The organism is Streptomyces sp. NPDC028907 (genome assembly GCF_055564995.1).
Map to the genome: position 1 here is coordinate 93,388 of NZ_JBVHVE010000020.1, position 20,806 is coordinate 114,193.

The following is a 20,806-nucleotide window of genomic DNA, read 5'->3' on the forward strand; positions in this document are numbered from 1 at the left end:
CGTACCGGTCAGTAACCAGAGACCCGCACCCCAGGAGGCCACCCATGCCGCAGCTCGAAGTCGACGGCGCGACCCTGACGTACGACGACGAGGGCCCCCGCGACGTCGAGGGTGTGCCCCTGGTGTTCGTCCACGGCTGGACGGCGAACCGGCACCGCTGGGACCACCAGGTCGCTCACTTCGCCGAGGCGCGCCGGGTCGTCCGGCTCGACCTGCGCGGGCACGGCGAGAGCAGCGGCGCGGGGGTGCGCAGCATCGACGATCTGGCCCGGGACGTCCTCGCCCTCCTCGATCACCTCGGGATCGAGCGGTTCGCGATCATCGGCCACTCCATGGGCGGGATGATCGCCCAGACCATCGCCCTCGGCCATCCGGAGCGCGTGGAGCGCATGGTGCTGGTCAACTCCATCGGCAGGATGGCCTACAGCAGGGGCCGCGCCCTGCTCATGGCCGCCTCGACGCTGGCCCCCTTCAAACTGTTCGTCGCCGCCAACATCCAGCGTGCCTTCGCCCCCGGACACCCGCGCGAGGAGATCCGCGAGTACGTCCGCGCCTCCGCCGACACCCCGCGCGAGGTCGTCATGACGCTCTACGGCGCCATGCGGGCCTTCGACGTGCTGGACAGAGTCGGCGACATCCACGCGCCCACCCTCATGGTGCACGGCTACCACGACATCCAACTGCCCCTCGCCCAGATGCTCCGCATGGCCAAGGCCTACCCGGACGCCGTGATCCGCGTCCTGGACGCCGGCCACGAACTGCCGGTGGAGAAGCCGGCGGAGCTGACGGCCGCCCTCGCCCCGTTCCTCGCCGAGCGCGGGCGATCAGCACCTGGACGGCGACCGTCACCGTGACCTCCCCGCCGGAGCGTCGACGAGCTTCGGCTTCACGGTCATGAAGAACGGCACCGCCACGGCCCCCGCCATCGGCTCCTGCGCAGCCTCTTGACCGGCTCCGCATCGACGTCCGGCGCGGCGCACTGTCCGCCCGCGCCGGACACCCCCGTCGCCCAGCCGCCGCTCAGCTCACCCGCAGGGTCTTCTTGGCCAGTTCGTACGCCGGCAGCATCGCCCGGTGCTCCTCGGAGTCCAGCCCGCCGAGGTGGATGACGACCGGGCCCTTCTCGGTGGTGACCGCCAGCGCGGTCTCCTCCTTGGTCTCCTCCATGAGCTCGCTGGTGACGAGGTACTTCACCTCGGCCCCGGCGACGCCGCCCGCCTTGAACGCGCTGTACTTCGCCTTGCTCACACCGGTCTCGTCCGCCAGGAACGCCTTCAGCACGCCGCGCGGGTCGCCGGAGCCCGGCTTGCCCGTCCAGATGCGCAGGAAGCCGATGTTCCCGGCAGGCTTGGCGTCGACCTCGCAGGCCGCCGTGACCGTCCCCTGGTGAAGGAACGCGTCGGCGATCTTCTGGGCCAGCTCGTCCTTCTCGGCATCGGCGGAGCCGTCGCCGTCGCTGGCCGACTCGTCCTTCTCCGTGCCGGAGTCGATGGCCTCCGCCTCCCAGTACTGGGCGATGTCAAAGGTGACGGGAAGTTCGCAGGCCGATCCGGCGGCGCCGATGGTGCCCCCGCTCTTCACCGCCGAGCCACCGTCACCGGCCGCCTCCGCCGATGCCGTGGCGCCGGCCGAGGCCGAAGCGCTCGCCGACGCCCTCGTGTCGTCCTCTGCCGCCCCCGCACACCCCGACAGCACCCCGGCCAGCACGGCCACCTGGGCCAGCCGACGCCGTATCTGTCTTGCCCCCACCAACATCGAATTCTCTCCCCACCCTGTACGCCCTGGACCGCACACTGATCTTGTTCAGGCGGCATACAGTATCCGAGACCACCGACAAGGCGGCTCCCATATCCCCGCCGGGCGCATCCCGTCCCTCGGGCATCATGAGCCGATGACCTCGCTGAGCTTCGAGCGCTACTGCGACGAGATCGTCTCCCAGACCGAACGGCTCACCGCCCAGGTGCGCGGCGCGGACCTGACCGCCCCGGTTCCCTCCTGCCCCGGCTGGAACCTGGGCCAGCTGCTGCGGCATGTGGGCGGCGACCACCGGTGGGCGGAGGAGATCGTACGGACCCGCGCAGCCGGCCCGATCCCCGACGACCTGGTGAACGACCTGATCGCCTACGCCGACGAGGACGCGTCGACCCTCGTCCCGTGGCTCGTGGAAGGCGCGGCACTGCTGAGCTCCGCCCTCCGCGCCGCCGGGGCCGACGCAGTGGCGTGGAACCCCTCCGCCGACCGGTCGGCGCCGGTGGCGTTCTGGGCGCGCCGCATGACCTACGAGACCGCTGTGCACCGCGCCGACGCGGCCCTCACGGCCGGGACGCAGTTCGCGCTGGACAGCGACCTCGCCACCGACGCGGTGCAGGAATGGCTGGAGTTCTCCACCTTCCCCGAGGCGTTCGAGCCCCGGCCGGACCTGCCCGACCTCCTCGGCCCGGCCCGTACGCTCCACTTCGACGCCACCGACGCCGGGGAGTGGCTCGTCGACCTCACCGGCGAGCGCCCCGCCTGGGGGCCCGGAGCGGACCGTGCCACCGCTGTCGCGCGGGGCCCCGTGACCGACCTCCTCCTGTACTTCTACAAGCGGCCCACCACCGCCGTCGAGACCAAGGGAGACACGGCGCTTCTCGACCTCTGGCGCACCCGCGCCGGATTCTGGCTGGAGGCGCCGGAGGGCTGACCTGGCTAGTCGGCGAGGCGGGGGACCACCTTGATGTTGAACGTGTGGGCGCCCAGGCCGTCGGCGATCCCCATGAAGAGCAGCGCGAAGTGCTCCTGTCCGCGTGCGGTGGTGACGCCCCCGATGTCCAGCTGGGACGACGGGGGCCAGCCCAGGTCGGTGAGCAGCCGGCCGGTGAGCTGCTTGGCCGCGGCGTCGTCGCCCGAGAGGAAGACGGTGCTCGGCCCTTCGAGGCTGTCCGGGGCGATCATCGCGGTCGAGTCCATCGTGCAGAGCGTCTTGACGACGGGCGTCAACGGGAAGGCCTGCTGGATCTGTTCCGCCAGGCTGCTGTTCGGGTGCGAGAGCTCGGTGTAGTCATCCGTGAGGCCGACCCCGACGTCGATGAGCACCTTGCCGGCCAGGGCCGACGCCCCGATGGAGCGCAGCAGCTGAACGGACACGTTGCCCGGGGTCGCGTTCACGAGCACCTCCGCGTGGGCCGTCGTCTCGCTCAAGTCCGCGACGGGCAGGCCGAGATCCGTTCGTTCCTTCGGCGCGCGGGATCCGAGCAGGGTGTCGTGTCCTGCGGCTCGCCAGCCCTGCGCGAGTGCCCGTGCGACGTTGCCGGTGCCGAGTAGTCCTATACGCATGGCTCGACGCTAGGCGGGGCGACGGCCCCGGCGGATCGGGCCGCGGGCTCAGCAGTACCGGCACCAAGGTCGTAGGCCTGCGGCCCTGGACGTCCCCGGCCTCCCGGCGGATTTGCCGAACCGGCAAGGCTGTTTGTCGTCGCCCGGAGCGTCCCGCAGGCTTCTTCAGCGTGAACGCAACCACACCTGCGCACCGGGAGACGTCATGACCGAGACCCCTGCCCTGAAGGCCGCCGAGTTCTGGGAGACCCGCTACCGCGACGGCGGCCGGCTCTGGAGCGGCCGCCCCAACGCGCTCCTCGTCCGCGAGGCCTCCCACCTTGTGCCGGGCACCGCACTCGACCTCGGCTGCGGCGAGGGCGCCGACGCGGTGTGGCTCGCCTCGCGCGGCTGGCAGGTCACCGGCGTCGACATCTCGCACACCGCGCTGGAGCGCGCCGCCGGGCACGCCGCCGAGGCCGGTGTGAGCGACCGTACCGCGTGGGAGCGCCACGAGCTGGGAGAGACGTTCCCGGAGGGCTCCTTCGACCTGGTCAACGCCCAGTTCCTCCAGTCGCCGGTAGCCCTCGACCAGCGGCTGATCCTGCGTCAGGCCGCCGGGGCCGTCACCGCGGGCGGCACCCTGCTCCTCGTCATGCACGCCAACTGGCCGTCGTGGCAGACCGAACCGCCCTTCGAGGCCGAGTTCCCGACACTGCGCGGCGTCCTCGACGACCTCGTCCTGCCGGAGAGCGACTGGACCGTGGAGACACTGGACACGGTGCGCAGCGCGAGCGTGTCGCCCGAGGGCGTGGAAGGCTTCCGGGACAACCACGTATGGCGCTTGCGGCGCGGCGGCGCCGCCTGACGCACGCCGCTGCCGCCTACGCCTCACCCACCTGCGCCGACAGCTCGCCCAGCACGTCGCGCACGGCGTCCAGCGCTGCCGCGCGATCGGCCGGCACCAGCCCGATCCGGGTCCGCCGGTCCAGCAGATCGCCCTCGTCCAGGGCACCTTCGTGGCGTACGGCCCACAGCAGTTCGGCGCCGGTGACGGGATGCCCGGGCAGCACGGGTTCGCCCAGCCGGGCATCGCGTGCGGCGAGGGCGTGGACGGCCGGTGCTTCCGTGCCGTAACGCTGGACGAGACGGCGCGGCGCCCGGAGGGAGCCGAGCGTGCCGGGGGACGCGGCGCCGACGAGCGGGAGCCCGGCGGTGGGCGAGGAGCCGGCGGTGAGGCGGCGGGTGGTGACGGCGGCGTCGACGGCGTCCTCGGCCATGCGCCGGTAGGTGGTGAGCTTGCCGCCGACCACGGTGATCACACCGTCAGGCGAGGTGAGGACCGCGTGGCGACGGGAGATGTCGGAGGTGCGCGGCGAGGCGCCGGAGCGCGCCTGCGGGGTGGTGTCGAGCAGGGGGCGCAGTCCGGCGAACGCACCGACGACGTCGTCGCGTTGGACCGGCACGTCCAGGACGGAGCCGAGGACGTCGAGGAGGAAACCGATGTCCGTCTCGGGTACTTCGGGAACCTCGGGGATGTCGCCCTCGACGGGCTCGTCGGTGAGCCCGACGTAGACCCGGCCGTCGCCCTGCGGCAGCACCAGGACGAAGCGGTTGGTCTCGCCGGGGACCGGCACGTGCAGCCCCGCGGGCAGGGGGCCGAGGCGGTCGGAGCGCAGGACGAGGTGGGTGCCGCGCGAGGGGCGGATCCGGATGCCATCCACCAGATCGCCGGCCCAGACGCCGGACGCGTTGATCACGGCCCGGGCCCTGATCTCGCCCTCCTCGCCGGTGAGTTCGTCCCGTACCCGGGCGCCGGACCCGGTCAGCTCCAGCGCCCTGACCCGCGTCAGGATCCGCGCGCCATGGGCGGCCGCGGTGCGGGCGATCGCGGTCACCAGACGGGCGTCGTCGGTGAGCCGGCCGTCCCAGGACAGCAGGCCGCCGCGCAGGCCTTGGGTGCGCAGGGCGGGGGCGAGGTGCCGGGTCTCCACCGAGGAGAGCCGGCGCGGGGCGGGCAGGGTGGCACGGGCCGTGCGGGCCGCGAGGCGCAGCGTGTCACCGGCCCGGAACCCGGCCCAGGCCAGCGCCGACTGACCGCGCGAGACCAGCGGCGTCAGCGGGAGCACGAAGGGCTGGGCGCGGACCAGATGCGGTGCCGTGCGCTCCATCAGCACGCCCCGCTCGACCGCGCTCTCGTGGGCCACGTCGAGCTGGGCGGAGGCGAGATAGCGCAGCCCGCCGTGGATGAGCTTGCTGCTGAACCGTGAGGTGCCGAAGGCCAGGTCGTGGGCGTCGACGGCGGCCACCGTCAGCCCGCGGGCCGCGGCGTCCAGCGCGGCCCCGGCGCCGGTCGCACCCAGCCCGACGACCAGGACGTCCACGGCGGGACCGCCGACGGTCTCGGCGAGTTCGCGCGAGCGCCGGGCGGCGGACAGCGACGACCCGGGAGCCGCAGTGGGAGTGGAGCCGGGGACCGGGGGAGTGGCGGGGCTCATGGCGTGAGGGTCCTTTCCAGGATGCTGCGCAGCTCCGCCAGGAAGGCCTCACTGCTCAGGTCGGCGTCGTCCTCGTCGGTCATGGTCCGCAGGGACAGCGTGAAGGACTGGACGATCAGCAGCAGGGCCCGCGCCTGCCGTTCGACATGACCGGCGCGCACCGAGCCGTCGGCGTGGCCTTCGCGCACGGCGTCGGCCAGCAGCGCGATGAGCGCCTCCTGGCTCGCGCCACGGCGGTCGAGGACGTAGGGGAGGAGCAGTTCCGGATCGACGTCGACGATCTTCCGGAAGAGCGGATGGGCGCGGAAGGCCCCCACCCCGGCCACCAGCCCGTCCACGATCAGACCCCGCGCGTCCGCCCCGGGCCGCCGCTCGGGCATGGCCCCGGTGGCGACCGCGACCCACTCCCGCGTCATCAGGTCGCCCACCAGGGAACGCACATCGGGCCACCGGCGGTACAGCGTCATCCGGGAGACCCCGGCGCGGCGGGCCACGTCGGTCAGCGTCGTACGGCGGACTCCGACGGCCAGGACGCAGTCGCGCACCGCGTCGAGCACCGCGTCGCCGTCCGAGTGGTTGTGACGAATAGGCGTCATGTGTCACAGTGTAACGCCTGCGAGGCCGTCCGGGACACGGCATCGCTCGAATCGACCGGTGAGGACGACAGCCATGGACATGCTGTGGAGCGGCTGGGGCGACCCGGCCAAGGCGGCGCCGCTGCCCGAGACCGTGACCGGGCTGCTGCGCGATCTGCTCGGCGTCAAGCCGCGCACCGCCGCGCCGATCGCCCTCGAGGACATCGCCGTACCCGAGCCGCGACTCGAACCCGCCGCACGCCAGGCCCTGTTCACCGCGGTCGGCGGTGAGGAGCACGTCCGCACCGACGCCGAGAGCCGCATCCGGCACACGCGCGGCAAGTCCACCCCCGACCTGCTGCGGATCCGCGACGGCGAGGTCGACGACCTTCCCGAGGCCGTCGTCCTCCCCGCCGACCACGACGAGGTGCTCGCCGTTCTGCGCGTCTGCGCCGAACACGACCTGCCGGTGGTCCCGTTCGGCGGCGGCACGTCCGTCGTCGGCGGTCTCGCCCCCGGCCGCCGCGGCCCCTTCGTCGCCCTGGACCTGCGCCGCATGAACCAGCTGTTCGCCCTCGACCCGGTCTCGCGCACCGCCACCCTGGCGCCCGGCCTGCGCGCTCCCGAGGCCGAGGCACTGCTGACCGAACACGGCTTCACCCTCGGCCACTTCCCCCAGTCCTACGAGTGGGCCACCATCGGCGGATTCGCCGCCACCCGCTCCAGCGGCCAGGCCTCCGCCGGCTACGGCCGCTTCGACGAGATGGTCCTCGGCCTGACCCTCGCCACCCCCGAGGGCACCATCGACGCGGGCCGGGCCCCGCGCTCGGCGGCCGGCCCCGACCTGCGCCAGCTCCTGCTCGGTTCGGAAGGGGCGTTCGGCGTCATCACGTCCGTCACGGTCCGGATCCGTCCCGTGCCCGAGACACGTGTGTACGAGGGCTGGCGCTTCGCCTCCTTCGAGGAAGGTGCCGCCGCGCTGCGCCGCCTCGCCCAGGACGGCCCGCGCCCCACGGTGCTGCGGCTGTCCGACGAGACCGAGACCCTCGTCGGCCTCGCCCAGCCCGACGCGATCGGCGCCGGCCCGGAGTCCGCGGCCGGATGCATGGCGATCACCGGCTACGAAGGCACGCACGAGGACACCGCCCACCGCAGGGAGCTTGCCGCGGCCGTTCTGCGCGACTGCGGCGGCACCCCGCTGGGTGCGGAACCGGGACAGCGCTGGGCGCACGGCCGCTACTCGGCCCCCTACCTCAGGGACGCCCTGTTGGACGCGGGGGCGTTCGCGGAGACACTGGAGACGGCGACGTTCTGGTCACGCGTTCCCGAGCTGTACGCGTCCGTCCGTGACGCCCTCACCGCCACGCTCACCGAGGCCGGCACGCCGCCGCTGATCATGTGCCACATCTCCCACGTCTACGAGAACGGCGCCTCGCTGTACTTCACCGTCGTATCGGCGCAGGGCGACGACCCGGTGGCGCACTGGGAGCGGGCCAAGCACGCCGCCAACGAGGCGATCCTCGGCGCGGGCGGCACGATCACCCACCACCACGGCGTGGGCACCGACCACCGCGACTGGTACCTCCGCGAGGCGGGCCCCCTGGGCGTCGAGGCGCTGCGTGCCGTGAAACGACGGCTCGACCCGGCGGGCGTACTCAACCCCGGCGTCCTGCTGCCCCTCGACTGAACCCCACCCCACCGGCTCAGCCACCCGCCCACCCGCCCGCCTCCGGCAGCGCCCTCCCGTCGGCCCGAAAGGCACATCGATGCGACAGTTCACCGCCATCGTCAACCCCACGGCGGGGGGATCCGCCTCAGCTGCCGCGCTGCTGGAGGTGGCCCGGCCGCTGCGGGAGGCCGGGGCCGACCTGGAGACCGAGTACAGCCGCAGCCTCGAACACGCCCGGGAGCTCGCCCGGGACGCCGGGGAGCGGGGCCGGGTGGTGCTCGCCGTCGGCGGCGACGGCATCGCCGGCGGCATCGGTGGCGCCCTCAGCGGCACGGACGCCCTGCTCGGCCTCGTCCCGGCCGGCCGCGGCAACGACTTCGCACGGGCGCTGGACCTGCCCACCGACCCGGAAGCCCTCGCGCAGGTGCTGCTCCACCACGAGCCCCGGCGGGTCGACACCATCGAGGTCGAATCGGCCGTCCACCACCGCACGGTGGTCCTCGGCAGCGTGTACGCCGGCGTCGACGCACTGGCCAACCGCCACGCCAACAACGCCACCCTGCTGCGCGGCGCCGCCTCCTACTACGCGGGCGGTCTGCGCGCCGTCACCACCTGGCGCGCAGCCCGCTACCGGGTCACCGTCGACGGCCAGGAACACCTGCACACCGGCTACACGGTCGTGGCCGCCAACTCCGGCTACTACGGTTCCGGCCGCCACATCGCCCCCGACGCCCGCGTGGACGACGGTCTGCTCGACATCGTGCTGATCCGCGAGGCGCCGCGCCGGCTGTTCTTCTCCCTGATGAACGACCTCAAGACGGGCGCTCACGTGCACCGCCCCCAGGTCCGGATCCTGCGCGGCAAGGAGATCCGTATCGCGGCCGACCGCGCGGTGCCCTACGGAGCGGACGGCGAGGTCGAGGCGACCCTCCCGGTCACGGTCAGGGTCCTGCCGGGAGCACTGCGCGTCCTGTCCTGACCCCGGCCCGCAGGTCGTTCGACGGCGGCCGGGTCATGTGCCATGCCCCGGCCGCTCAACTGCCGTCCATCGGCATCCGCGGCCGCGCCGCCTGAAACTGCTGCGAGGTGACGTTGCCGCGATCGGCCTCGGCCTGGACGAGGAGCGAGAGCAACTCGGCCACCTTCAGTCCTGCCTCGGCGGGATGCCGCAGCACCTTGGTGGGTTCGATCCGATAGGTGTTGGTGCGCCCCTCGCGGGTGTGCGACAGGTACCCCTCCCGCTCCAGATCAGAAATGATCTTCTGAACGGCACGCTCGGTGAGGCGGCAGTGCGCGGCGATGTGCCGGATACGCACGTTCGGATTGTCGGCGATGGCCGCCAGCACCCGGGCATGGTTGGTGAGGAACGTCCATCCAGTGTGCGGCTCAGGGACTCCGTCCATGGACCAACCCTACGACTGAGTGTTCACGTATACAAAAACACGCACTGCATTTCATGTATCGGTTGACGTGTTCGGCCGTTCGGGTTCACTCTGGTACGGACGACGGGGAAGCAGCACCTGAGGGAGAGGCGGTCATGCCGGAGCTCGCGTCCTCTGCACAACCCCCGGACGGGGGTGCTGCCGATCGTGCGACCGTGGGCACACCAGCGGTGAGCCCGCTGTACGCGCTGGTCACCACCTCCCGCCCGGACGGTGACCGACTGCTGGTGAAGGTCTCCGGGGAACTCGACCTCGACGCCAGCGAGCGCTTCCGAGCCGTCCTGCGCGAAGCCCTGAGCCGCTCGGTCCGCGGCATCGACCTGGATCTCGAGGACGTCTCCTTCTGCGACTGCTCCACCCTCAACGTCCTGCTCCACCTGCGCCACCGAGCCCTGGAGCGGTCCAAGACGGTCGTCGTCCACTCCTCCAGTGCGGCGGTCGACCGCCTGCTCACCCTGACCGGTACGCGCCCGCTGTTCGGCGGCGGGGCCCCGGACGGGGAAGCGGCGACAACCGTGCGGTTCCGGGACACCGCCCAGGACGGGGACCCGGACGAGGAAGCCTTCGAGGACGACCATCAGGATCTGCGGATCGAGGTCGCCCAACTGCGAAGGGCCATGCAGACCCGGCCGACCATCGACCTGGCCCGCGGCATCCTCATGGCCTCCTTCAGCCTCAGCTCCGACGAGGCCTGGACGGTCCTGGTCACGGCCTCCCAGAACACCAACACCAAACTGCACTCCCTCGCCGGCGACCTCGTCACCGCGGTCAAGGGCGACGCCCTGCCCGACGAGGTGCAGGAACATCTGTCGGCCGCGGTCGCCAGGGTCGGCTCCCTGGCTCCCGAGGAGTGAGGCGACACCCCGCACGGCGGGGTTGCGTCGCGCGGCGGCGCACCGGCAGGGTTCGGATGTGCCCACCTTGCTGATCGTGCATCACACACCGTCACCCAACTGCCAGGCCCTGCTCGAAGCCGTCATCTCCGGTGCGACCGCGCCGGAGATCGAGAACGTCGACGTCGTGAGGCGGCCGGCGCTTTCGGCCACCGCCTCCGACGTGCTCGCCGCCGACGGCTACCTCCTCGGCACCCCGGCGAACCTCGGCTACATCTCCGGTGCCCTCAAGCATTTCTTCGACCAGGTCTACTACCCGTGCCTGGACGCCACACAGGGCCGGCCCTTCGGCTACTACGTGCACGGCGGCAGCGACGTCACCGGGGCGGTACGCGCGATCGAGTCGATCACGACGGGCCTCGGCTGGCGCCGCACGGCGAAACCGGTGACCGTCACGGGCGGACCCGCCAAGACCGACACCGAGGCGTGCTGGGAGCTGGGAGCCACGCTCGCCGCCGGCCTGATGGACTGACCTGGGACGCAACGCCCCGTCCCCACCAGCGTGTTTACCCTCGCTGTGAGAAATCTCTGTGAATCCGTGAGGCGTTTGAACACCACGCGGCCCGTCTCCGTATAGGACCGGGGGATTTTCATGCCCTGACCGACCACGAGGCGTAGGAGTACTTCCTTGGGACGCAGCACGCGAAGACGCCCCACGGGCGCACGGCGCGCGACCTTTGCAGCGGTCGCGCTGATGTTGGGCGGCGGCGGCCTGGTTGCGGCCAACGTCTATGCCTCCGCGACCGAGGACGGCGGCACGGACCCCGTCAAGACGCTGTCCTCACCGGCCGGCACGATCGACTGCCCGGACGTGGGCAGCGAACTGACGGCGGTGCCCGACACGGCGAAGGAGGACGTCGCCAAGGAACTCGCCCTCCTGGACCAGCAGATCGCCGACGCCTACCAGCGGTTGCAGAAGTCGGCCCAGGCCATCCAGCAGGACGCCGGCTTCGCCGACAACGCGATCATGGATCCGCTGAAGGACAAGCGCGCCGCGACGATCGAGCGGATCGCCATCGCCGTCGACCGCACGGGGGACCGGCCCCAGGGCCTGGAGGCCCTCGCCTCGTGCACCCTGCGTGCCGCCGACAACGGCACCGGTGACGACCAGAACGGCGACGACCAGAACGGCGGCGACAACCAGGAGGGCGACGGCGCGGACCAGGGCGGGCAGCAGCCCGGCAACGGCGGGCAGGCGGGCAACGGCCCGGTCGCCGCGGACTTCGCGGACATCAAGACCGTACAGCCGAACGTGGCCGCCCCGGCCCTCCAGAAGGGCGCCTCCCGAGGCACCTTCGCCACCAGCTGCGGCGTGAACGAGAACGGCCTGTTCAACTCCGACAACATCATCGCCGCGCCCGGCGTCTCCAACGGCGCCCACCACTTCCACGACTACATCGGCAACCAGTCCAACAACGCCTTCGCCAGCGACGAGGACCTGGCGAACGCCGAGACGACCTGCGTCGACCAGGGCGACAAGTCCACGTACTACTGGCCTGTGATCCGCCTTCAGAACGGCACCCAGGAACAGGACGCCAACTCGCCCGGCGGCGGTATCGAGGGCAACGCCGGCGAGATCGTCACCCCCAAGGAAGTGACGCTGACCTTCGTCGGCAACCCGCGCGGGAAGGTCACCGAGATGCCGCGGCTGCTGCGCATCATCACCGGCGACGCCAAGGCGTTCGTCAACGGCACCGCCAACGCCAACGCCTCCTGGAGCTGCACCGGCTTCGAGGACCGGCAGCTGAAGGACAAGTACCCGCTGTGTCCGCAGGGCAGCGACGTGGTGCGCACCTTCAAGTTCCAGAGCTGCTGGGACGGTCAGAACATCGACAGCGCCAACCACCGCACCCACGTGGCGTTCGCGGCGGCCGACGGCGGCTGCCCGAGCGGCTTCGAGCCCATCCCGCAGCTGGTGCAGCGGATCGTGTACGACATCGACGCGCCGAGCCTGAAGGACGGTGGCCGGACCACCCCGCTGTTCGCGGTGGACTCCTTCCCCGAGCAGCTGCACAAGCCGGTCACCGACCACGGCGACTTCATCAACGTCTTCGACGAGGACCTGATGCGCGAGATGGTCGACTGCATCAACGAGGGCCGTGAGTGCGGCGTCGGCGCCGACGACGGCGGCGACCCGGGCCAGGAGGAGCCGACCCAGCCGCCGACCGAGGCGCCCACCACCCCGCCGGCCGACGACGACGCCGAGCCCGGCGACGGGGGCGACAAGCCGACCGACGCCCCGGCGACCGAGCAGCCCGCCACGCAGACGCCCGCGCCCGAGGCGCCCAGGACCGACGAGCCCGAGGCCGAGACGCCCGCGACCGACCCGGCGAAGGACGACAAGCCCACCGTGTCGAGCACGGTGGCGCCCAAGGCCTACGGCACCCCGTCGGCCACCGCGGACGCCGACGCGCAGGCACAGGACGGCTCGAAGGACGACGGCGCCGGTGCCGACGCGGGCAGCACTCCGGCGCAGACGCAGCCCGCCGCGGGCGGCGAGCAGTCCAGCGGCGGTTCGGGTACGGAGCCGCAGGCGGTCGGTGACCTCGCCGAGACGGGCACCACGCTGTGGCCGGCCGCGGCCGGAGCCGTGCTCCTCATGGCCGGCTTCCTGCTGCTGATGCGCACGAGGCGGCGCGCCGGCTGACGGTGAGCGGACGCCACGACGGCACCTGATCTCCAAACGTGCCCCTGGGGGCCCGGACTGGTCGTTCCAGTCCGGGTCCTCTCGGTTTCCGGGGCGTCAGCCGAGGCCGCCGTCGGGGGGTGATTTCGGCAGGTTCCCGGATCGGCGGATCACGGCGTGGGGATGCCCGCCGGGCGGGCCGGACGACCGAGGCGGACCGGGACGCCGGGGGAGTAGAGGACGCTGGCCGGGGCGCCGCTCGGGGCGGGCAGGCCGGCCGCCGTCACGAGGTTCTCCTCGCAGGTGATCAGCTCGGCGCGGTACAGCGGCCAGCGAGGGTGGTGGTTGGGCAGGTACGCCAGCGGCTCGGGCCCGCCGAAGAAGGCGTTGTGCATGCCCCAGCGGGCGGTGAGGAAGTGTTCCAACCCGGTGGGTTCCTCGATGCGTTCACCGGTCCGTACGGTGATGCGACTGGAAGCGCCGCGCGGACCGGGCCAGCGGCGCGAGCTGGTGTACGTGACGGTGTCGCCGGCCCTGCGGACGGCCATCCGGGACCACAGGTACGGCAGCCGGAAGCCCACGCGCCCCATCACGACCGGGATCAGCCGCGAGGCGTCCATCGACCGGAACACCACGCCGCGCCGTCCGTGCGCGTCCACGGAGTACAGGCGCACGTTGGTCTCGGGAAACGTCCCGAGATACGGCACCCCGGGCAGCCGCAGCCAGCCGACCCGATGCATCCGGAACGCGACGAGCCCGACGTACGTGACCCCGTCATGCGTGTCCGGGACGGTCCCCCTCGGCAACAGCCCCGCCACGTCCTCCGGTTCGACGGCCCAGTGGACGAAGGCGAGGTCGAGCCACTGCTGGGTGAGCAGGGGCGAGCCTATCGCGGAGGGGGCGTCCGGGGTGACGGGAGCGGGATTCGGCATCAGGTCAGGATGGCAGTCCCCGATAGCGGGCGGCGACCCCGGTCAGATACCCGCGCAGCATCGACTTGGCCTCGTCGAGGAGGCCCGGGTCGCCCACGGGGTCACGACGGAACGCCTCCTGCGCGAGCGCGTCGGCGGCGAGGACCGCGGCATGGCAGGCACGGGCGAGGGCCTCGTCGTCCCGGGCGAGGCCGAGAGCGAGCAGGACGCGCCGGACGCCGTCCGCCATGCGGCGTTTGTGCGCACGGTCCGCGGCGCGGGTCCGCTCGGTCAGGCCGCTGCCGAACCACAGGGCCCTGAAGCCGTGCTCGGTCCGGTAGACCGCGGCGAAGGCGTCGATGAGCACACCGACCGGGTCGTCCCACCGCTCGGCCTCCGCTGCCCGGACCAGGTCGTCCATCGCGCTCTCCAGCCGGGCGAAGTAGCCGGCCGCCAGGGCGTCCACGATCGCGTCCCGGTCGGGCAGGTACTGGTACAGCGAACCGACCGAGACCTCCGCCTCCGCCGCGATACGGGTCGTCGTCAGGGCCTGGACCCCCTCGCTGACCAGGACCCGCTCCGCGGCCTCCAGGACGCGGGCCAGCCGTGCCCTGCTGCGCGCCTGCTGCGGAGTGCGGCGCAGGGCGACCTGCCAGGCGCCCTCGCCCGGCTGCGTGACGGGATCGCCCATGTGCCGCCTCCCAAACCTGAACGTGACTTTGTTTCAGGTTTACGTTACCGTCGCGTACATGACCGACTCAAGCTCGGCGCTGGGTCAGGAGCGCGCCGCTGTGGCCGAAGCGAGCCGTCGACTGGGGGCCGAGGGGCTGCTCATCGGCACGGCCGGCAACGTCAGCATGCGGGTCCACGACCGGGTCGCGATCACGGCGACCGGCGCGGTGCTCGCCGAACTGACGGCCGACCAGGTGACCGTCGTGGACCTCGACGGAGACGTCGTGGCCGGGACGCTCGCACCCACCTCGGAACTCGACCTGCACCTGGGCGTCTACCGCCGTTACGGCGCGGGCGCGGTCGTCCACACCCACGCGCCGCTGGCGACCGCACTCTCCTGCGTCCTCGACGAACTGCCCTGCATCCACTACCAGTTGCTGACCCTGGGCGGCTCGGTGCGCGTGGCCCCGTACGCCACCTTCGGCACCCCGGAACTCGCCGAGTCCGTACTGACCGCGCTGGAGGGCCGCGGCGCCGCACTCATGGCCAGCCACGGAGCCCTCACCCACGCCCCCACGCTGGACAAGGCGGTCGAGCACGCGCTGCTCCTGGAGTGGGCGTGCGGGGTGTACCAGCACGCGGCCGCCCTCGGAGAGCCCCGGGTCCTGGACGAGCAACAGCAACTCGCGGTGATCGAGGCGGCGCTCGCCCGGAACTACGGCACCACCCACCCCGTACCACCCGTGCAGGAGGGAAACCGATGAAGGTCGTCACGCTGGGAGTGCATGTGCTGGACGTGCTGGTGCGGCCGGTCGAGGCCATACCCGAGGGGCAGGGCGCCACCCTGGTCGAGGACATCAGGATGACCGCCGCCGGGACGGCCGGCGGCACTGCCCTCACCCTCGCCAAACTCGGCGCCTTGGTCAGCAGCGCCGGCGCCATCGGATCCGACCCCACCGGCGACATGCTGGTCCAACTCCTGGGCGCGGCCGGCATCGACACCCGCTTCCTGGTCCGCCGCACGGACACCCCCACCTCCGCGAGCGTCCTCCCGATCCGCCCCAACGGCGACCGGCCCTCACTCCACCTGCTCGGCGCCAACATCACCTACGGCCCCGACGACGTGCCCTGGGACGCGCTCGCCGAAGCGGACCACCTCCACCTCGGCGGCCCCGAACTGATCGGCGCCGACACCGCCACGCGCATCCTGTCGTACGCCAAGGAACACGGCGTGATCACCTCGGTGGACCTTCTCGCGCCCGGCGCGCTCGGCAGCTTCGAGCAGATCGAGTCCCTCCTGCCCTTCGTCGACCACATGCTGCCCAACGAGGACCAGGTCCTCGGCTTCACCGGCGAGGACGACCTCGTCAAGGGCGCGCAGAAGCTCCTCGCCGCCGGGGCCGGCCTCGTCGCGGTCACCCGCGGCGGCGACGGCGCCCTGCTGGTCACCCCGGAGGGCACCGAGAAGGTCCCCGCCTTCGCGATCGACGTCGTGGACACCACCGGCTGCGGCGACGCGTTCTCGGCCGGGTTCGTCCGCGGCACGGGCCTGGGCCGCACCCCGTACGACTCGGCGGTCCTCGGCTCCGCCGCGGCGGCCCTGGTGGCCCAGGGCCTGGGCAGCGATCACGGGGACTTCGACCTCGCCGCCGCCGACGCCTTCGCCGCGGCCCACAAGCCCCGCTGACGATGACGGACTTCGACGCGAGCGAGCGGCTGATCTGGGCCGGCCGAGCAGCCGCCTACGCCCGCAGCTATGCCCGGCTCTGTGCCCATCCGGTACCGTGGCTGCTCGACGCCGCTCGCGTCGGGCCTGACGTGCGGGTGCTGGACGTGGGCACGGGACCGGGTACGGTCGCGGCCGCCGCAAGTGCCCGCGGCGCCAAGGTCACCGCCGTGGACGCGGAGCCGACCATGGTCGAGCTGGCCGCACGGGCCGTACCGACGGCCGACGTCCGCCTGGCGGTGCTCCCCGAACTCCCTTTCAGCGACGGTGAGTTCGATGCCGTGGTGGCCAACTTCGTGCTGAACCACGTGGGGCGGCCCAAGGTCGCCCTCGCCGAACTGCGCCGCGTCATCGCACCGAACGGCCGGATCGCCCTGACGATCTGGGCGGCTCCGCCGGCACCGGGCCAGACGCTGCTCGGCCGCGCGATCCGGGCGGCGGGCGCGGTACGTCCACCGCAACTGCCCGCGGGACTGGCCCCCGAGGACGACTTCTCCCGCGACGAGAGCGGCCTGACCGGCCTGATGACGGCGGCAGGACTGCGCGAGGCGGCCTGCGAGACCCTGCGCTGGGACCACCACACCGACGCCGCCGAGTGGTGGACCGGTCCCGCGGCGGGCGTGGCCTGCGGAGGCCGGATCGTGCAGAGCCAGACACCCCGGACGCGTGCGGAGATCAAGCGCCACTTCGACCTTCTCAGCGCGGAGTTCGCCGACCAAAGCGGCCGACTGGCGCTGCCCCACATGGCCCTGCTCGCCCGAGCGCGCCGCTGAGCAGTACGCGTCACCGTTCGGGTCGACATGGACCTTCCCGGCGTAGCCGCGACGAAGCCAGGGCATCTCTGAGTCGTGGCATCGGGATTCTTGCATGTACCGACCTGGGCCCAGGCCGTGGCTTTGGCCGGAGGATTTCTCGCATTCGGGGCGAGCGGACTGCTCGCACGCCCCTGGATTCGCCGGAGATTCGAAGACGATTCCGAACACAATGACCGTGTCACCTTCCTGGTCGAGGTCGTGGGGGTCTTCTACGCGCTGCTGGTCGGACTGGTCGCGGTCGGCGCGTACGACCACTACGTGGAGGTGAAACGGCTGGTGAACCAGGAGGCGTCACAGCTCACCACCGTCTATCGCGCCGCACAGTCCTTTCCCAACAGCCGCCGATGCAGGCTCCAGTCGCAGATGCGCAATTACGCCGAGAACGTGATCGACGACGTCTGGCCGAAGCAGAGGCAGGGCGAGATCGAGGAGGACCAGGGCAGGCTGGACGCGGTGTTCGAATCGCTCATGTTCTACGAGCCGCGAAATGCCCAGGAATCCAACGCCCAGTCCGTCATGCTGGAAGCGTTCAACGACTACAACAACCTTCGCCGTGAACGACAGGGAGAGGTGGAGATCGGGTTGTTGCCCGTTCTCTACGTCGTCCTGTTCCTCGGCGCGACCGTGACCATCGCGGCGACCTGGGCGCTCGTCGGCGTCAGAATGATCGACCACCTGGCCATCACCGGCCTCCTGTCGCTCTTCATCGGCGTCTTCCTGTCCCTGATCGTCGCCCTGGACTTCCCCCTCCAGGACAGCAACTCGATCCCACCCAAACCCTGGACGGTCGCCCTCACCAAGGGAATGGGAGTCCCCGCCGACGGCGAGAAGCAGGTCGGCACCTACTTCGGCGCCTCCACGGCCGACCGCGTCCCGGGCTGCCTCCTGAACGTGTCCGACTACGTCTCGTTCGCCAGCTCGGAGCAACTCCCCGAGTGAGGAAACCGGGAGCACCGATGCCGGGCGAACGCCGTACACGCCTGACCCGTACCGCAGTGACGGCGGCCCTGATCATCCTCCTCAGCCTGGCCCCGACCGCCTGCGCGAACACGTCCCCGGACCGGGAACGCACGACGATCACGGTGGCGGCGGTCGACTTCATGCGCGACGTCGACAAGCTCGTCGACGACTTCGAGCGACAACACCCCGACACACACGTCGACTTCGTGTTCCTGCCCGAGAACACCCTGCGGGAACGGGTGCCCAAGGACATCGCCTCCGAGGCCGGCCACTACGACGTCGTCGCCATCGGCCCGTACGAGGCCCCGATCTGGGCGTCGCGAGGATGGCTGACCCGCCTCGACGGATACGCCGCCCAAGGCGACTACGACATGGGGGACTTCATCCCCACGGTGCGCAAGTCGCTGTCGTACAACGGCGGCCAGTACGCCGTGCCGTACTACGGCGAGTCGTCCTTCCTCATGTACCGCAAGGACCTCTTGGCGAAGGCCGACCTGACCATGCCGACGAAACCGACCTGGCCGCAGGTCGCCGCCCTGGCGGCGAAACTGCACGACCCCGGGCACGGCGTCGCCGGGATCTGCCTGCGCGGCGGCCCCGGCTGGGGCAACCTCCTGATGCCGTTGAACACGGTGATCCTCACCTTCGGAGGCCGCTGGTACGACGAGCACTGGAACCCCCGGCTCACCTCCCCCGAGACGAAGGCGGCGGTGCGTTTCTACGTCGACCTGATCCGCCGCCACGGCCAGCCCCGCGCCGCCGAATCCGGGCCCGCCGAGTGCCTGGCGACCATGCGCCAGGGCAGGGCGGCCATGTGGTACGACAGCACAGCCCTCGCCGGCAGTCTCGAGGACCCCCGCCACAGCAAGGTCGCCGGCAAACTCGGCTACGCACCCGCGCCGGTGATGAGCACGGCGCACTCAGGGTGGCTGTGGGCCTGGTCCCTGGCGATCCCGGTCACCGCGAGGAATCCGCACGCGGCATGGGAGTTCGTCTCCTGGGCGACGTCCAAGCGCTACCAGAAGCTGTACGGGAAGAGACTCGGCTGGGTCCGGGTGCCACCCGGCGGCCGACTGTCCACCTACGAGTTGCCCCAGTACCGGAAGGCCACCCGGCCGTTCGTCCGACCGGCCCTCGACGCACTCGACGCCGTGAACCCGACCCACCCCGGCCTCCACGAACAGCCCTGGGTCGGCATGTCCTACGTCGGCATCCCGGAGTACGCGGGGCTCGGCAACCGCGTCTCCGCCGAGATCTCCGCGGCCATCGCGGGCCGCCAGTCCGTCGACGAGGCGCTCGCCAGGTCCCAGGTCTTCGCGCGGGATGTGGTCGAGGGTGGTGGTTATCTGGAGTAGGACAGGCTGTGGGACCCGGGGGCGGGGGGCGAGAACGAGAGCCTCTGTACAGCGTTCCGCCCTGTGTATTACCTTGCGGCCGGAATCGGGTCCGTCAGCGCGCTGGTGGCTGGGTAGCGTGTCTCCTCGACATGCCCGATGGAGACCGAGTGTCCTACCGCTCCCTGCTACGCGTAGCAGGCGCCGCCTTCTTCCCCCTGGGATTCCTGGCCCGACTCCCTTATGCGTCCTCCGCCCTTTCCACGCTGATCCTGCTTCAGGCATCGACTCACAGCTACGCCTTCGCCGGCCTCGCCAGTGCGGCGCAGAGCATCGCCATCGCGGTGGGCGGACCCGTGGTCGGGGCCCTGGCCGACCGCCACGGACACCGGACCGTCGGCGTCGTCGCCGCAGTCGCCAACTTCACCGCCTGGGCCGCCCTGTTGGCGGCGAGCCACGGAACCCGGCCGACCATGCTGCTCACGGCCACCGCGGTGGGGCTCACCCAGCCCCAGGTAGGCCCGCTCGTGCGCGTGCACTGGTCCCGGCTCGTCCGCGCGCGGGGCGAACGGCATCTGCTGTCCGCGGCCCTGGCCTACGAGGCGTCCGCCGACGAGGTCAGCTTCGTCGCCGGGCCGGCCGTCGTAGGACTGCTGGCCGCGGCCGACCCGGTCGCACCCGCCGTGCTGACGATGCTCCTGATCGCGGCCGCCACCCTGCCCTTCGCCCTGCTCTGCGCCGACCACGACGGTCCACGGCGGCCCTCGCAGGACCACCGCAGGCCGCATCTGCCCGGGCGCCCCCTGGCCGTCATGTTCCTGGCCATGGCAGCGATGGGCGTGGTCTTCGGCGCGGTCCAGACCGCCGTCACGGTGTACGCCGACCGCATCGGGCAGCCCGGCGCATCCGGGCTCGTGTACGCCGAGTTCGGGATCGGCAGCGCCCTGGCCGCGGCCGCCTGTGTCCGGCTGCCGGCGCGGTTCTCGCTGCGCGCCCGCTACGTCACGTTCGCCGTGCTGCTCTTCGTGGGCACGCTCGTGCTGTTCGTCGGTGCACGGCTGGTCTCCCTGCCCGCCGCCGTCGCCGTGGCCGGCTGCACCGTCGCGCCGTACATGATCAGCCTCTACGCGCTGACCGAACGGCTCGCCCCACCCGAGCGGGCCGCGGTCGCCATGACCGTCCTGTGCGGCGGCGGCCCCCTCGGGGTGGCGGCCGGCCAGGGCGTGTCCGGCGCCCTCGCGGAGGCTCATGGGACGTACGGCGCGCTCCTGGTGGCGGTTGCCGGCGCGGCCGGTGCGCTGCTCCTCGCGGTCGCGGTCGCCATGGCCGATCGGGGGCGCGAGGTCTGGATCATCGACAGCGTTCCCGCGCCCCGCCCCTCGCGCCGCTGA

General features: G+C 71.9%; 21 protein-coding genes. 14 read left to right on the forward strand and 7 right to left on the reverse strand.

Annotated elements, in window-relative coordinates:
- Positions 1-44: 44 nt before the first annotated feature.
- Positions 45-854, forward strand: coding sequence for an alpha/beta fold hydrolase (locus ACZ4UU_RS40265; protein ID WP_471908391.1), 810 nt, complete (start codon positions 45-47; stop codon positions 852-854).
- 166 nt (positions 855-1,020) lie between these two features.
- Here ACZ4UU_RS40265 and ACZ4UU_RS40270 read toward each other — a convergent pair whose 3' ends face one another.
- Entirely contained in the window at positions 1,021-1,755 is a 735-nt protein-coding gene (locus ACZ4UU_RS40270) for a lipoprotein (protein WP_471908392.1), read from the reverse strand.
- A gap of 136 nt (positions 1,756-1,891) precedes the next feature.
- Between ACZ4UU_RS40270 and ACZ4UU_RS40275 the strand changes: the two genes are divergently transcribed.
- Positions 1,892-2,683, forward strand: a complete 792-nt coding sequence (locus ACZ4UU_RS40275) for a maleylpyruvate isomerase family mycothiol-dependent enzyme (RefSeq protein ID WP_471908393.1) — start codon at positions 1,892-1,894, stop codon at positions 2,681-2,683.
- A gap of 5 nt (positions 2,684-2,688) precedes the next feature.
- On the opposite strand, the gene ACZ4UU_RS40280 is transcribed toward ACZ4UU_RS40275, so the two are convergent.
- Positions 2,689-3,315, reverse strand: coding sequence for an NADPH-dependent F420 reductase (locus tag ACZ4UU_RS40280; protein WP_471908394.1), 627 nt, complete (start codon positions 3,313-3,315; stop codon positions 2,689-2,691).
- Between the two features lie 205 nt (positions 3,316-3,520).
- Between ACZ4UU_RS40280 and ACZ4UU_RS40285 the strand changes: the two genes are divergently transcribed.
- Positions 3,521-4,162 (forward strand): class I SAM-dependent methyltransferase, encoded by a 642-nt coding sequence (locus tag ACZ4UU_RS40285; RefSeq protein WP_471908395.1) that lies wholly within the window; start codon positions 3,521-3,523, stop codon positions 4,160-4,162.
- 16 nt (positions 4,163-4,178) lie between these two features.
- On the opposite strand, the gene ACZ4UU_RS40290 is transcribed toward ACZ4UU_RS40285, so the two are convergent.
- Complete coding sequence (locus ACZ4UU_RS40290) at positions 4,179-5,792, reverse strand: glycerol-3-phosphate dehydrogenase/oxidase (protein WP_471908396.1); 1,614 nt, start codon at positions 5,790-5,792, stop codon at positions 4,179-4,181.
- Positions 5,789-6,388: a TetR/AcrR family transcriptional regulator gene (locus ACZ4UU_RS40295; protein ID WP_471908397.1), complete on the reverse strand. Its 600-nt coding sequence runs from the start codon at positions 6,386-6,388 to the stop codon at positions 5,789-5,791. The genes ACZ4UU_RS40290 and ACZ4UU_RS40295 overlap by 4 nt, the downstream gene beginning before the upstream one ends.
- Positions 6,389-6,461: 73 nt before the next feature.
- On the opposite strand from ACZ4UU_RS40295, the gene ACZ4UU_RS40300 reads away from it, so the two are divergent.
- Both ACZ4UU_RS40300 and ACZ4UU_RS40305 read left to right on the forward strand, forming a co-directional pair.
- Positions 6,462-8,054 (forward strand): FAD-binding oxidoreductase, encoded by a 1,593-nt coding sequence (locus tag ACZ4UU_RS40300; protein ID WP_471908451.1) that lies wholly within the window; start codon positions 6,462-6,464, stop codon positions 8,052-8,054.
- A 79-nt stretch (positions 8,055-8,133) separates the two neighbouring features.
- Positions 8,134-9,015: a YegS/Rv2252/BmrU family lipid kinase gene (locus ACZ4UU_RS40305; protein ID WP_471908398.1), complete on the forward strand. Its 882-nt coding sequence runs from the start codon at positions 8,134-8,136 to the stop codon at positions 9,013-9,015.
- Between the two features lie 55 nt (positions 9,016-9,070).
- Here ACZ4UU_RS40305 and ACZ4UU_RS40310 read toward each other — a convergent pair whose 3' ends face one another.
- Positions 9,071-9,439 carry a helix-turn-helix transcriptional regulator gene (locus tag ACZ4UU_RS40310; RefSeq protein WP_471908399.1) on the reverse strand — a complete coding sequence of 123 codons (369 nt, stop codon included), beginning with the start codon at positions 9,437-9,439 and terminating at the stop codon, positions 9,071-9,073.
- Between the two features lie 194 nt (positions 9,440-9,633).
- On the opposite strand from ACZ4UU_RS40310, the gene ACZ4UU_RS40315 reads away from it, so the two are divergent.
- From ACZ4UU_RS40315 to ACZ4UU_RS40325, 3 genes are all read left to right on the forward strand, one after another.
- A complete protein-coding gene (locus ACZ4UU_RS40315; protein WP_471908400.1) occupies positions 9,634-10,332 on the forward strand; it encodes an anti-sigma factor antagonist in 699 nt (232 codons plus the stop codon).
- Between the two features lie 58 nt (positions 10,333-10,390).
- Positions 10,391-10,843: a flavodoxin family protein gene (locus tag ACZ4UU_RS40320; protein WP_471908401.1), complete on the forward strand. Its 453-nt coding sequence runs from the start codon at positions 10,391-10,393 to the stop codon at positions 10,841-10,843.
- Between the two features lie 222 nt (positions 10,844-11,065).
- On the forward strand, positions 11,066-13,018 hold the full coding sequence (locus ACZ4UU_RS40325) for a DUF1996 domain-containing protein (protein WP_471908452.1): 1,953 nt from the start codon (positions 11,066-11,068) through the stop codon (positions 13,016-13,018).
- A 149-nt stretch (positions 13,019-13,167) separates the two neighbouring features.
- Here ACZ4UU_RS40325 and ACZ4UU_RS40330 read toward each other — a convergent pair whose 3' ends face one another.
- Both ACZ4UU_RS40330 and ACZ4UU_RS40335 read right to left on the reverse strand, forming a co-directional pair.
- Positions 13,168-13,929 carry a YqjF family protein gene (locus tag ACZ4UU_RS40330; RefSeq protein ID WP_471908402.1) on the reverse strand — a complete coding sequence of 254 codons (762 nt, stop codon included), beginning with the start codon at positions 13,927-13,929 and terminating at the stop codon, positions 13,168-13,170.
- Between the two features lie 4 nt (positions 13,930-13,933).
- Positions 13,934-14,599, reverse strand: coding sequence for a TetR/AcrR family transcriptional regulator (locus ACZ4UU_RS40335; protein WP_471908403.1), 666 nt, complete (start codon positions 14,597-14,599; stop codon positions 13,934-13,936).
- 58 nt (positions 14,600-14,657) lie between these two features.
- On the opposite strand from ACZ4UU_RS40335, the gene ACZ4UU_RS40340 reads away from it, so the two are divergent.
- The 6 genes from ACZ4UU_RS40340 (at position 14,658) to ACZ4UU_RS40365 (ending at position 20,806) form a co-directional block, all read left to right on the forward strand.
- A complete protein-coding gene (locus ACZ4UU_RS40340; protein WP_471908404.1) occupies positions 14,658-15,344 on the forward strand; it encodes a class II aldolase/adducin family protein in 687 nt (228 codons plus the stop codon).
- Positions 15,341-16,267, forward strand: a complete 927-nt coding sequence (locus ACZ4UU_RS40345; RefSeq protein WP_471908405.1) for a carbohydrate kinase family protein — start codon at positions 15,341-15,343, stop codon at positions 16,265-16,267. Before ACZ4UU_RS40340 ends, ACZ4UU_RS40345 begins: the two co-directional genes overlap by 4 nt.
- 2 nt (positions 16,268-16,269) lie before the next feature.
- Positions 16,270-17,079 (forward strand): class I SAM-dependent methyltransferase, encoded by an 810-nt coding sequence (locus ACZ4UU_RS40350; protein ID WP_471908406.1) that lies wholly within the window; start codon positions 16,270-16,272, stop codon positions 17,077-17,079.
- 117 nt (positions 17,080-17,196) lie between these two features.
- Positions 17,197-18,060 carry a bestrophin-like domain gene (locus ACZ4UU_RS40355; protein WP_471908453.1) on the forward strand — a complete coding sequence of 288 codons (864 nt, stop codon included), beginning with the start codon at positions 17,197-17,199 and terminating at the stop codon, positions 18,058-18,060.
- 17 nt (positions 18,061-18,077) lie between these two features.
- Positions 18,078-19,436 carry an ABC transporter substrate-binding protein gene (locus ACZ4UU_RS40360; RefSeq protein WP_471908407.1) on the forward strand — a complete coding sequence of 453 codons (1,359 nt, stop codon included), beginning with the start codon at positions 18,078-18,080 and terminating at the stop codon, positions 19,434-19,436.
- 149 nt (positions 19,437-19,585) lie between these two features.
- The gene (locus ACZ4UU_RS40365) at positions 19,586-20,806 is read left to right on the forward strand and encodes an MFS transporter (protein ID WP_471908408.1); all 1,221 of its coding nucleotides are present in this window, start codon (positions 19,586-19,588) and stop codon (positions 20,804-20,806) included.

Excerpts from the sequence above, each read along its gene's own strand:
- ACZ4UU_RS40360 (WP_471908407.1), top strand. The coding sequence starts at position 18,078 with ATGCCGGGCGAACGCCGTACACGCCTGACCCGTACCGCAGTGACGGCG.
- ACZ4UU_RS40325 (WP_471908452.1), top strand. The coding sequence starts at position 11,066 with ATGTTGGGCGGCGGCGGCCTGGTTGCGGCCAACGTCTATGCCTCCGCG.
- ACZ4UU_RS40270 (WP_471908392.1), bottom strand. The coding sequence starts at position 1,755 with ATGTTGGTGGGGGCAAGACAGATACGGCGTCGGCTGGCCCAGGTGGCC.
- ACZ4UU_RS40275 (WP_471908393.1), top strand. The coding sequence starts at position 1,892 with ATGACCTCGCTGAGCTTCGAGCGCTACTGCGACGAGATCGTCTCCCAG.
- ACZ4UU_RS40330 (WP_471908402.1), bottom strand. The coding sequence starts at position 13,929 with ATGCCGAATCCCGCTCCCGTCACCCCGGACGCCCCCTCCGCGATAGGC.
- ACZ4UU_RS40285 (WP_471908395.1), top strand. The coding sequence starts at position 3,521 with ATGACCGAGACCCCTGCCCTGAAGGCCGCCGAGTTCTGGGAGACCCGC.
- ACZ4UU_RS40310 (WP_471908399.1), bottom strand. The coding sequence starts at position 9,439 with ATGGACGGAGTCCCTGAGCCGCACACTGGATGGACGTTCCTCACCAAC.
- ACZ4UU_RS40300 (WP_471908451.1), top strand. The coding sequence starts at position 6,462 with ATGGACATGCTGTGGAGCGGCTGGGGCGACCCGGCCAAGGCGGCGCCG.
- ACZ4UU_RS40295 (WP_471908397.1), bottom strand. The coding sequence starts at position 6,388 with ATGACGCCTATTCGTCACAACCACTCGGACGGCGACGCGGTGCTCGAC.
- ACZ4UU_RS40290 (WP_471908396.1), bottom strand. The coding sequence starts at position 5,792 with ATGAGCCCCGCCACTCCCCCGGTCCCCGGCTCCACTCCCACTGCGGCT.
- ACZ4UU_RS40265 (WP_471908391.1), top strand. The coding sequence starts at position 45 with ATGCCGCAGCTCGAAGTCGACGGCGCGACCCTGACGTACGACGACGAG.
- ACZ4UU_RS40280 (WP_471908394.1), bottom strand. The coding sequence starts at position 3,315 with ATGCGTATAGGACTACTCGGCACCGGCAACGTCGCACGGGCACTCGCG.
- ACZ4UU_RS40305 (WP_471908398.1), top strand. The coding sequence starts at position 8,134 with ATGCGACAGTTCACCGCCATCGTCAACCCCACGGCGGGGGGATCCGCC.
- ACZ4UU_RS40340 (WP_471908404.1), top strand. The coding sequence starts at position 14,658 with ATGACCGACTCAAGCTCGGCGCTGGGTCAGGAGCGCGCCGCTGTGGCC.
- ACZ4UU_RS40345 (WP_471908405.1), top strand. The coding sequence starts at position 15,341 with ATGAAGGTCGTCACGCTGGGAGTGCATGTGCTGGACGTGCTGGTGCGG.
- ACZ4UU_RS40335 (WP_471908403.1), bottom strand. The coding sequence starts at position 14,599 with ATGGGCGATCCCGTCACGCAGCCGGGCGAGGGCGCCTGGCAGGTCGCC.
- ACZ4UU_RS40350 (WP_471908406.1), top strand. The coding sequence starts at position 16,270 with ATGACGGACTTCGACGCGAGCGAGCGGCTGATCTGGGCCGGCCGAGCA.